This is a genomic window from Achromobacter denitrificans NBRC 15125 (assembly GCF_001571365.1).
Taxonomy (GTDB): domain Bacteria; phylum Pseudomonadota; class Gammaproteobacteria; order Burkholderiales; family Burkholderiaceae_B; genus Achromobacter; species Achromobacter denitrificans.
Window position 1 is genome coordinate 1 of sequence record NZ_BCTQ01000079.1, and the last position, 9,709, is coordinate 9,709.

At 66.4% G+C, this 9,709-nt stretch carries 10 protein-coding genes and 2 pseudogenes; 3 read left to right on the forward strand and 9 right to left on the reverse strand.

Annotated elements, in window-relative coordinates:
- The 5 genes and pseudogenes from ADE01S_RS30740 to ADE01S_RS30760 form a co-directional block, all read right to left on the reverse strand.
- Window positions 1–392, reverse strand: a pseudogene (locus ADE01S_RS30740) (flagellar hook-length control protein FliK); the annotation flags it as partial.
- Window positions 389–742 carry a flagellar protein FliT gene (locus ADE01S_RS30745; protein ID WP_062685549.1) on the reverse strand — a complete coding sequence of 118 codons (354 nt, stop codon included), beginning with the start codon at window positions 740–742 and terminating at the stop codon, window positions 389–391. The pseudogene ADE01S_RS30740 and the gene ADE01S_RS30745, both read right to left, overlap by 4 nt.
- A 46-nt stretch (window positions 743–788) precedes the next feature.
- Window positions 789–1,217 carry a flagellar export chaperone FliS gene (gene fliS / locus ADE01S_RS30750; protein ID WP_062685550.1) on the reverse strand — a complete coding sequence of 143 codons (429 nt, stop codon included), beginning with the start codon at window positions 1,215–1,217 and terminating at the stop codon, window positions 789–791.
- Between the two features lie 18 nt (window positions 1,218–1,235).
- Window positions 1,236–2,627, reverse strand: a complete 1,392-nt coding sequence (fliD, locus tag ADE01S_RS30755) for a flagellar filament capping protein FliD (RefSeq protein ID WP_062685551.1) — start codon at window positions 2,625–2,627, stop codon at window positions 1,236–1,238.
- A gap of 132 nt (window positions 2,628–2,759) precedes the next feature.
- On the reverse strand, window positions 2,760–3,137 hold the full coding sequence (locus ADE01S_RS30760; protein ID WP_062685552.1) for a flagellar protein FlaG: 378 nt from the start codon (window positions 3,135–3,137) through the stop codon (window positions 2,760–2,762).
- A 141-nt stretch (window positions 3,138–3,278) separates the two neighbouring features.
- On the opposite strand from ADE01S_RS30760, the gene ADE01S_RS30765 reads away from it, so the two are divergent.
- Window positions 3,279–4,016, forward strand: coding sequence for an IclR family transcriptional regulator (locus tag ADE01S_RS30765; protein WP_062685553.1), 738 nt, complete (start codon window positions 3,279–3,281; stop codon window positions 4,014–4,016).
- Window positions 4,017–4,040: 24 nt separating this feature from the next.
- Here the strand turns inward: ADE01S_RS30765 and ADE01S_RS30770 are convergent, their stop codons facing one another.
- The 4 genes from ADE01S_RS30770 to ADE01S_RS30785 form a co-directional block, all read right to left on the reverse strand.
- Window positions 4,041–5,207 (reverse strand): acyl-CoA dehydrogenase family protein, encoded by a 1,167-nt coding sequence (locus ADE01S_RS30770; RefSeq protein ID WP_062685554.1) that lies wholly within the window; start codon window positions 5,205–5,207, stop codon window positions 4,041–4,043.
- Window positions 5,197–6,432, reverse strand: coding sequence for a CaiB/BaiF CoA transferase family protein (locus ADE01S_RS30775; RefSeq protein WP_062685555.1), 1,236 nt, complete (start codon window positions 6,430–6,432; stop codon window positions 5,197–5,199). Before ADE01S_RS30775 ends, ADE01S_RS30770 begins: the two co-directional genes overlap by 11 nt.
- Entirely contained in the window at window positions 6,429–7,400 is a 972-nt protein-coding gene (locus tag ADE01S_RS30780) for a Bug family tripartite tricarboxylate transporter substrate binding protein (RefSeq protein ID WP_062685556.1), read from the reverse strand. The genes ADE01S_RS30775 and ADE01S_RS30780 overlap by 4 nt, the downstream gene beginning before the upstream one ends.
- A gap of 67 nt (window positions 7,401–7,467) precedes the next feature.
- Window positions 7,468–7,884 carry a cupin domain-containing protein gene (locus ADE01S_RS30785; RefSeq protein ID WP_062685557.1) on the reverse strand — a complete coding sequence of 139 codons (417 nt, stop codon included), beginning with the start codon at window positions 7,882–7,884 and terminating at the stop codon, window positions 7,468–7,470.
- A 165-nt stretch (window positions 7,885–8,049) separates the two neighbouring features.
- Here ADE01S_RS30785 and folC point away from each other — a divergent pair, with 165 nt between their 5' ends.
- Together folC and ADE01S_RS30795 are read left to right on the forward strand one after the other, a co-directional pair.
- Window positions 8,050–9,360: a bifunctional tetrahydrofolate synthase/dihydrofolate synthase gene (folC, locus tag ADE01S_RS30790; protein ID WP_062685558.1), complete on the forward strand. Its 1,311-nt coding sequence runs from the start codon at window positions 8,050–8,052 to the stop codon at window positions 9,358–9,360.
- A gap of 63 nt (window positions 9,361–9,423) precedes the next feature.
- Window positions 9,424–9,709, forward strand: a pseudogene (locus ADE01S_RS30795) (SPOR domain-containing protein); the annotation flags it as partial.

Consider the following 9,709-nt stretch of genomic DNA (forward strand, 5'->3'; position numbering starts at 1 on the left):
GCGCGCCCCTGAACGGCGGGGGCGGCCTCGGGGTATTGGGCCAGCAGCGCAAGAATCGCGCGCGCGGTCGTGCCCAGCGTGGTCGGGGCCGAAGCCGTGAGGTCGCTGCTGGTGACCAGCCCGCGCGCCGCCAGCGCCAGGGCGGCGGCGGTCTTGGCGTCGACAACAGTATTCTGGCGGTCGCCTCGGGCGCCGCCAGACGGTATGCCTTGTCGGGGATCGCGGGTCGAACCGTCGGAAGGACCGGGCTTTTCCAGGCTGCCGGGCTGGCTGACCGCGTCGGCGCGGGCGCCGGAGGCAAGATTCGCGTTGGCGGCGGACATCGTCGTGCCAAGCACGGCGTCCAGCCGCTGCACCAGGACGTTGCCGAGTGCGGCGGGACCTACGCTCATTCTTCAGGCGCCTGATTGCCGTATGCGGACAATAGCGTCTGCTGGCGTTTCATGCGTCCCAGCAATTCCCCGAGGCGCGCCAGCTGCGGAAGGGCGAGGTCCCTTGTTTGGGCATCGTTTTCGAGGATGCGCACGAGCAGGTCGTACTTCATGGCGCGGCCGGACTCGTCCAGCGGCGTGGCGCGCTCCACATGGCGCAGGCGCTCGACCCGCTCGCAATAAAGTTGGCCATGGACCATGGCGCCGTCCCAATCGCCCGTCTGGGCGGCCGCTAGCATTTCTCCCGTGATGAGAGCGATCTCCTGGTAGTGTTCCAGGATGGGGGAGGTGTACTGGGTAATGGACGTCATGGAAATCTCGGGCGTTCGATGGCTGGGCTATGCGTATGCCATGCCTTCAAGGCTGCGTGCCGGCGACGGAGCGGTCTATGGATGTCTGCCAGGCTTCAGCCAGGTCCGCCAGCAGGCGGTCGGCGGTTTCGAGTGCTTCCGCGTCCGCGCGCAGGTTCGCCAACAACAGCATGCGGACGATGTAGTCGTACAGACGGGCGAGATTCGCGGCGATTTCACCGCCCGCTTCCATGTTCAATCCGGTCTTCAGGCCTTCATCGACGATCTTGATCGCCTTCGAGATAGCGGCGCCGCGCTCCATTGTCCTATCTTCCTGGAGGTGGAGACGGGCCTGCCCGATGGCCGCCCGGGCTCCCAAATACAGCAGCGAAATCAGCCTTTCCGGGCTGGCGCCCAGAACCTGGGTCTCCAGGCCAATGTCGGCGTAGGAACGCACGGAGTGGGAGCCGGTCGGACGGCGGGCGGCGTAAGTCATTAATGCATCTTCTATAAATTACTTGGACTTGCTCAGAGCCGCGAACTGTTGGGTCAGGTAGTTGGCCGTGACAGTCTGCTGCGATACGAACTTGTCCAATGCGATGAATTGGGCACGCATGGCGTCCATGGATGCGGTGCTCGAAGCCTTGGCACGGGCAAGTTGATCCTTGACGTCCTTGATGGATTCGTTCAGGCCGTCCTGGCTGAGCTTGATGGAACCGTTGCTGCCCAGGGCCGCCTTGGCGGCGGTGTCGAACTTGGCGGCAAGGCCGTCGGGCGACATCATGATGCGCTTGACGTCGGCGGGGTTGGCGGTCAGCGCCTTGTCCAGTTCCTTTTGATCCAGCTTCAATTGGCCGGTCTTGGGGTCCAGCGTGATACCGAGATCGGCCAGCGAACGCAGCGAGCCCTCGGAGGTGACGACCTGCAAGGCGCTGGACATGGACGACTGGATGCCGCGCGTCGTGCTGTCGCCAGTCAGAGCCTGGTTGGTGGCGGCCGCCACGTCGAAAGCCGTCAGCTTCGTGATCGTGCTTTGCAGCGAGTTGTAGGCGTTGACGAAATCCTGGACGGCCTTGCTCGCCACGCTGGTGTCGCTTTGCAGCTTGAGGGTGACGACCTTGTCGTTCCCGGTCGCGGCGTCGGTGCCGGTGAGGGCGGTCAGGTTCAGCGTGATGCCGTCGATGGCGGTCGAAATGTTGTTGCTGCCGCTCTTGACGGTAATGCCGTTGATCTCGATTTCCGAGTCCGCGGCCGCGGTCTGTTGCGTCATCTCCGTGGCGGCGCCGGCGTTGTAGCTGAGAATGTTCTTCAGCTTGTCGTCGCCCGTCACCGTGATGGACTTGACCGATGCTTGCAGGCCCGTGTCCTTGGCGCTGAGCATCAGGTAGCTGCCGCTTTCGTTGGTGATGATCGTGGCACGCACGCCGGCCTTGTCGTCGCTGTTGATGGCTTTGGCAATGCCATTGAGCGAGGTGTCGCCATTCAGCTCGACGGTGTGCTTGTCGCCGCTGGTCAACTCGATTTCAAACGAGCCATCGGCGCCATTGGAGGCCGTGCGGCTTCCGACGTTGCCCGATTGCAGGGTCTGGGCGGCGGCCAGGCTCTTTACCTTGATGGCGTATTCGCCCATCGTGGCGCCGTTCTCGCCTATGGTGGCGGTCAGCCCTTCGCCAACCACGTTCGCCTTCACGGCGTCCAGCGTCGACGACTTGCCCAGCGCCAAAGCGGCCTTTTGCAGGGCTTCCACTGCGCTTTGAATCTGGCCATAGGCGCTCACCCGGGCCTCGTAGCTGGCCTGGCGATTGGAGTACAGGCTCAGCTTCTTGTCCTCCGCCGCCTGAAGCTTCGTGAGAATTTCTTCCAGCGGGAGTCCGGTAGTCGAACCGAGATTAGTAATAGAAGCCATGTGAAATCCTTCCTAGCGATGCGATTCTGTCAAAAATACGGAGCCGGCGATTGGCCGGGTAAGGGCATAAGGCATGCCTAATTCGGTGCTTTTGTGGCGGAAAATGCGTCAAACACCGTTTTAATTCGCCGATCAGGCGGTGGTCTTGATGCCGTTGCCCTGCATGTTCACGATCATTTTGGCGATCTTCAGCACGGTCTCGCTGGGGATGGTGCGCAAGACGTCGCCCGATTCGGCGTCCACGACCGACACCACCACCTGGTGCACGTCGGGGTCGATTTCGAACTGGAGCTGGGTGGACCAGGCCTTCATCTGATCGTTGATTTCCTCCAGCGCCTTGTCCAGCGGGAGCTTCTGCGAATCGGACTGTCCCGACGTGGCGCTGTCGGAGGCGCCGCTGTTCGTCGCGGTGGCGACCGGGGTGACGCTGATGGCGGGATCCGCCACGACGGGGGCGGGCGCGACCGGCGCGGGCGCGAACGATACAGGGGCTAACGGGGTTACGGCCATGATCACTCCAACGGCGATGAGGGCGTCTCGGAGGAACGCGCTGTTTTCAGGGAATTCTCAGCTACCATTACGGCAGGACTGCGGCGAACTTTAGCTTTCGGTGGGTCTGATATTTCACACGCTAATGGTTTGGATGGGGCAATGAGTGTCAAGACGGCGCTGAGAGTTATCGAAATCATCGAAACCTATGCCCGCGAAAAGCGCGCGTTGCCCCTGTCGGAGTTGGCCCGGCTGCTGGACGTCCCGGTTTCCAGCTGCCTGGCGCTGATCCGCACCCTGACCGGGCTGGGCTATCTCTATGAAACCGGCCGCCGCCAGGGCTATTACCCGACGGGGCGGCTGCTGGCCATGGCGCAGCGCATCGCGCGCGCCGATCCGGTGCTGGACCGGGTCTACCCCAGCCTCGTCGAACTGCGGGAAGCCACCCGCGAAACCATTGTTTTCGCCAAGTTGACCCAGGACGGCCGGGTCGTCTACCTGGACGTGCTGGATTCGCCGCATACGATCCGATACGCGCCTGTTGCCGGCGAGTTCAAGGACGTTCACGCGAATTCGCTGGGTAAAGCGTTGTTGTCGCTGCTTGAGGGGCCGGCGCGCGAGGCTCTCCTGGCAGGCATGCCGATGACCCGCTACAACGAGCGCACGCTGATCACCCGCGAGGCGCTGTTCGCCGATCTCGACCGGTCGCGCCAGCGCGGCTGGTTCATGAACAGCGGGGAATCCATTCCGGATGTCGGCGCCATCGCCTGGCCGGTCACGCTCTCCGGCGAGCACTACGCCATTTCGGTGGGCGGCCCGATCTACCGGATCGAGCCGGAGCAGGAGAACTACGCCCGGATCCTGCGGGCGGCCTGCACGGCGCTGGAGCAGCAGGCCTGAGGCCGGCCCGGCTGCCCGCCGCGTTCAATAGGACTTGGGCAGCCCCAGCACTTTTTCCGCGATGAAGCACATGATCAGCTGTGGGCTCACGGGCGCGATGCGGGGAATGAAGCTTTCGCGTAGCAGCCGCTCCACGTGGTATTCCTTGGCATAGCCCATGCCGCCCAGCGTCATGACCGCCGTCTGGCAGGCGTTGTAGCCGGCCTCGGCCGCCAGGTACTTGGCTGAGTTGGCGTAGGGGCCGCAGGGCTTGCCCGCGTCGTACAGGCTGGCGGCCTTGAACACCATCAGGTCCGCCGCCTCCAGCTGCATCCAGGCCTGGGCCAGCGGATGCTGGATGCCCTGGTTCTGGCCTATCGGGCGGCCGAACACGATGCGTTCGCCGGCATATTTCACGGCCCGGTCGAGCGCGGCGCGGCCGATGCCCACCGCCTCGGCGGCGATCAGGATGCGCTCCGGGTTCAGGCCGTGCAGGATGTACTCGAATCCCCGGCCTTCCTCGCCGATGCGGTCGGCCACCGGGATCCGCAGGCCGTCGATGAACAGCATGTTGGAGTCCACGGCCTTGCGGCCCATTTTCTCGATCTCGCGGACTTCGATGTGCTCGCGGTCCAGGTCGGTATAGAACAGCGACAGCCCCTGGGTGGGCTTTTCCACCTCGGACAGCGGGGTGGTGCGCGCCAGCAGCAGCATCTTGTTGGCGACCTGCGCCGTGGAGATCCAGATCTTGCGGCCATGCACGATGTATTCGTCGCCCTGGCGCACGGCGCGGGTGCCGAGCTTGGTGGTGTCCAGGCCGGCGTCGGGCTCGGTCACGGCGAAGCAGGCCTTCTCGCGGCCGGCGATCAGCGGCTCCAGCCAGCGGCCGCGCTGTTCGTCCGTGCCGAATACCACCACGGGGTTCAGCCCGAAGATGTTCATGTGGACGGCCGAGGCGCCGGTGAAGCCGGCGCCGGAGGCGGCGATGGTCTGCATCATGAGCGCGGCCTCGGTCATGCCGAGGCCGGCGCCGCCGTATTCCGGGGGCATGGCGATGCCGAGCCAGCCGTCGCGCGCCAGGTCGGCATGCAGGGGCTCGGGGAAGCCGCCTTCGCGGTCGCGTTCCAGCCAGTATTCGTCGGGATAGCGCTCGCAGATGCGCGACACGGCGTCGCGCAAGGCCAGTTGTTCGGGGGTGAATTCAAAGTCCATCTTCGCTTCCATCCTGGGTGATGCCATGGGCGACCATGGCGTTGATCCGTTCGGGGTCGTAGCCGGCTTCTTCCAGCACTTCGCGGCTGTGCTGGCCCAGCCTGGGGGCGGGTCGGCGCAGGGCGGTGGGCGTGCCCTCGTAGCGTCCCAGCGGCGCGGTGGTGCGTATGGCGCCTTCGCTGGGGTGCTCCAGGCGGCGGATGAAGCCGGTCGCGGCCAGGTGCTCGTCCTGCAGCAGGCCGTCCACCGTATAGAGTTCGGAGGCGGGAATGTCCGCCTTTTCCAGGTCCGCCAGCCATGCCTTGCTGGAGCGCGTGGCGACGACGTCGGCCACGAAGGCGTAGACCTCGCTGATGTGCGCGGCCCGCGCGCCATGCGAGCGGAAGCGCGGATCCTGCGCGAGCTCGGGCCGGCCGATCAGGTCGAAGAAATTGCGCCAGTGCTTGTCGTTGTAGATCAGCAGGCAGATGTAGCCGTCGGCCGTGGCGTAGGGCCGGCGGTGCGGCGCGAGCAGGCGCGCGTAGCCGGTGGGCCCCAGCGGCGGCTCGAAGGTGGCGCCGCCCAGGTGGTCGCCCAGCACGAGGTGGGCCATGCCTTCGAACATGGGAATTTCCACTTGCTGGCCGCGTCCGCTGGCCCGGGCATGCAGCACGGCGGACACCAGCGCGATCCCCACGTGCAGCCCGACGGCGCGGTCGGCCAGGGTCAAGGGGGCATAGCGCGGCAATTCACCGCTTTGCTGGGCGGAGAGAGCGGCGATGCCGGTCTGGCCCTGGATCAGGTCGTCGTAGGCGGGCCGGCCCGCATAGGGGCCGGCCTCGCCGAAACCATAGGCGCCCAGGTAGACGATGCGCGGACTGCGCGCGGCCACCGCTTCATAGGACAGGCCCAGCCGGGCCATGGCCTGGGGGCGGATGTTGTAGAGCAGGGCGTCGCAACTCTCGGCCAGCTTCAGGCAGGCGGCCAGGCCCTCGGGCGTCTTCAGGTCCAGCACCACCGAACGCTTGTTGCGGTTCAGGTGCAGGTACAGATGCCCCATGCCGGGATTGCGCATGGGCCCCACGGCCCGCAGGTTGTCGCCCGAGGGCGGCTCCACCTTGATGACGTCGGCGCCCAGGTCGCCCAGGACCTGGGTGGCGTAGGGGCCCATGACCACCGAGCTGAGGTCCAGGATGCGCACGCCGGCCAGCGGGCCGGAGGAGGCGGAGGAGGGCTGTGCCGTCATTGCTGCTCGATTCCCGCGTCGCGGATCAGCTTGCCCCAGAGGTCGCGTTGTTCTCCCACGAACTGGCCGAAGGCTTCCGGCGTGCTGGAGAACGCGTCGAAGCCCAGGTCGGCCAGGCGTTTCTTCACGTCGGGCTTGGCGACGACCTGGTTGATCGCGGCATTCAGCTTGGCCACCACTTCCGGCGGCAGGCCCGCCGGGCCGAAATAGCCGTTCCAGGAGTTCAGGTCGAAATCCTGCACGCCGGCCTCGGCCATGGAAGGCAAGTCCGGCACGATGGCGCTGCGTTCGGCGGTGGACACGGCCAGGGCGCGCAACTGGCCCGACTGCACGAAGGGCAGGCCCGACGCCAGGTCGGTGAACATGAAATCCACCTGCCCGCCGATCACGTCGGTCAGGCCCTGCGGCGTGCCTTTGTAGGGCACGTGCAGGATGTCGATCTTGGCGCGGTTGGCCAGGGTGGCGCCGGCGACGATGCCGGTGCTGTTGCCGCTGGCGTAGGTGATGCGGCCGGGATGCTGGCGCGCGTCGGCCACCAGGTCGCCGACGGTCTTCCAGGGGCGCTTGGGATTGGTCACGAGGATGAACGGCAGGTTGCCGCCGCGGGCGATGGGCGTGAAGTCCTTGACGGGATCGTAAGGCACATTCTTCATCAGCCAGGGCGCCGCGGAATGCGAGGTATTGGTGGTGACGAACAGCGTGTAGCCGTCCGGCTTGGCGCGCGCCACGTAGCTGGCGGCAATGGTGGCGTTGGCGCCGGGCTTGTTCTCGACCACGATCTGCTGCCCCAGGATGGCCGACAGCTCGGAGCCGAAAATGCGGCCGACGGCGTCGGTGCCGGAACCGGCGGGGAAGGGCACGACCAGGGTGATGGGTTTGGCGGGGTAGTCGGCGGCCTGGGCGTGGGGGGCGGCCACCAAGGCCGCCCCGCCGAGCACGGCGGCGCCCAGCAGGCTGAGGGATTTCATGGGGTTGTCTCCTGTGTTGTCGGCCCGGCGCGCGGCTTCTGCGGCCGCGCTCCCGGACCCTGCCGCGTCAGGCGGCGGGGGGATTCGCCGGAAAGCCCCGGATCACGCGGTCCGGGGATTCTTCATAAGGGGGCGTGTAGATCACCAGCAGGCGCGCGGGCTCGTCGCTGGTCACGGTGAACACGTGGGGCACGTCGGGCGGGAAGTAGCAGCAGTCGCCGGCCACCATGTCGGCCCACTCGTCTTGCACCTGCGCGCGCGCCGTGCCCGAGAGCAGGTAGCAGACCTGCTCGATGCCCGGGTGGGCATGCGGCAGGGCGCCCTTGCCCTTGTCGATCACGCCCAGCAGCACTTCCACGCCGCGGGCGCCCACGGTGTCCGGGCCGATCAGCCGCCGGTTGAGGGTGCCGGTGTGATTGGCGGGGTGGTAGCCGGGGACGTCGGCCTCGCGGACCAGCCAGCTGGGCGTCGTGGGTTGGGTCATGGTGCTTCCATTAAATTTCTCATACGTGAATTCATTTTTACGTATGAAAAAAATTACGGCAAGCGGTTTTTCCGGCCGGATACCGTGCCACGCCCTAGGGGATTAGGGAAAACACCGGGCCCGGACTGCTAAAATCCAAGGCTGATCCCACTTCACGGCCTCGCCATGTCTTCTGTACGTACGCCTGACGCTTCCTCGACCCTGTCCGATTGGCTGCAGTACCTGGAATCCATCCACGCCACCGCGATCGACATGGGCCTGGACCGGGTGCGGGAAGTGGCGGCGCGCATGGAGCTGGAACTGTCCGCCGTGAAGTTCGTCGTCGGCGGCACCAACGGCAAGGGTTCCACCTGTGCCATGCTCGAAGCCATCCTGCTGGCGGCGGGCTACAAGGTCGGGCTCTACACCTCGCCCCACCTGATCGACTTCAACGAGCGCGCCCGCATCAATGGGCAGATCGCCACGGACGAGGCCCTGATCGCCCAGTTCCAGGCCGTCGAGGCGGCGCGCGGCGACGTTTCCCTCACGTATTTCGAATTCACCACGCTGGCCATCCTGCGGCTGTTCTCGCAATCTCGCCTGGACGCCGTGGTGCTGGAAGTCGGGCTGGGCGGCCGGCTGGACGCGGTCAACATCGTCGACGCCGATTGCGCCATCGTCACCAGCGTGGACCTGGACCACACCGACTGGCTGGGCGACACCCGCGAGAAGATCGGCTTCGAGAAGGCCCACATCTACCGGTCCGGCCGTCCCGCCATCTGCAGCGATCCGGTGCCGCCGCAATCCCTGCTCGACTACGTCCAGGAGATCGGCGCGGACCTATGGCTGTTCGGGCGCGACTACAACTACTCCGGCGATCGCCAGCAGTGGGCCTACGGCGGGCGCGAGCAGCGCCGCAATTCGCTGGCCTATCCGGCGCTGCGCGGCGCCAACCAGTTGCTGAACGCCTCGGCCGCGCTGGCCGCGCTGGAATCCCTGCGCGATCGCCTGCCTGTGCCGCAGCAGGCCGTGCGCCTGGGGCTGCTGCAGGCGTCGCTGCCCGGCCGCTTCCAGATCCTGCCCGGCCAGCCCGCCGTCATCCTGGACGTGGCCCACAATCCGCACGCCGCCGCGGTGCTGGCGCAGAACCTCGACAACATGGGCTTCCATCCCTACACCCACGCGGTGTTCGGCATGCTCAACGACAAGGACCTCGCCGGCGTCGTGGCCAAGCTCGGCACGCGCATCGACTACTGGTACTGCGCCGGCTTGCCCGGCCCCCGCGGCACCTCCGGCCAGGCGCTGGCCGACCAGGTCGCGGCCGCCTTGCCGCCGGTGCCGGCGGGAGGCGAAAGCCCGGGCATCGAATCCTACGCGGACCCGGCCCAGGCCTTTGCCGCGGCGCGCGAACGGGCGGGCGAGAATGATAGAATCGTGGTGTTCGGATCGTTTCTCACCGTAGCCTCGGTTTTGCAGGCTCTGGGTCGCAAGGCATAGGCAAGAACGGGTCAGACGCTCCAGGGCGGCCCGCCGCCATATAGCCGCAAGGAATTCTCCTCCATGGGTTTTTTCAAACGCAAAGATCCTGCCGACCAGGCGCAGTCCTCCAAAAGGGCGGCAGTGCCTAGCGAGGTTCAGGCTGCGGAGCTGCGCGGCCGCGCGCGGCGCAGGTTGGCCGGCGCCGTCGCGCTCGTCCTCGCCGCCGTCATCATCCTGCCCATGGTGCTCGACTCCCAGCCCGTGCCGGTAGCCGACGACATCCCCATCCGGGTGCCGGATCGCAACACGCCGTTCCAGCCCCAAGTCAGCGAGCCGCAGGCCGCCGCGCCGGAAACGCCGGCGACGA

Bases quoted from the DNA above. Each gene is read 5' to 3' on its own strand.
- ADE01S_RS30745 (WP_062685549.1), bottom strand. From the start codon at position 742: ATGACGTCCATTACCCAGTACACCTCCCCCATCCTGGAACACTACCAG.
- fliS (WP_062685550.1), bottom strand. From the start codon at position 1,217: ATGACTTACGCCGCCCGCCGTCCGACCGGCTCCCACTCCGTGCGTTCC.
- fliD (WP_062685551.1), bottom strand. From the start codon at position 2,627: ATGGCTTCTATTACTAATCTCGGTTCGACTACCGGACTCCCGCTGGAA.
- ADE01S_RS30760 (WP_062685552.1), bottom strand. From the start codon at position 3,137: ATGGCCGTAACCCCGTTAGCCCCTGTATCGTTCGCGCCCGCGCCGGTC.
- ADE01S_RS30765 (WP_062685553.1), top strand. From the start codon at position 3,279: ATGAGTGTCAAGACGGCGCTGAGAGTTATCGAAATCATCGAAACCTAT.
- ADE01S_RS30770 (WP_062685554.1), bottom strand. From the start codon at position 5,207: ATGGACTTTGAATTCACCCCCGAACAACTGGCCTTGCGCGACGCCGTG.
- ADE01S_RS30775 (WP_062685555.1), bottom strand. From the start codon at position 6,432: ATGACGGCACAGCCCTCCTCCGCCTCCTCCGGCCCGCTGGCCGGCGTG.
- ADE01S_RS30780 (WP_062685556.1), bottom strand. From the start codon at position 7,400: ATGAAATCCCTCAGCCTGCTGGGCGCCGCCGTGCTCGGCGGGGCGGCC.
- ADE01S_RS30785 (WP_062685557.1), bottom strand. From the start codon at position 7,884: ATGACCCAACCCACGACGCCCAGCTGGCTGGTCCGCGAGGCCGACGTC.
- folC (WP_062685558.1), top strand. From the start codon at position 8,050: ATGTCTTCTGTACGTACGCCTGACGCTTCCTCGACCCTGTCCGATTGG.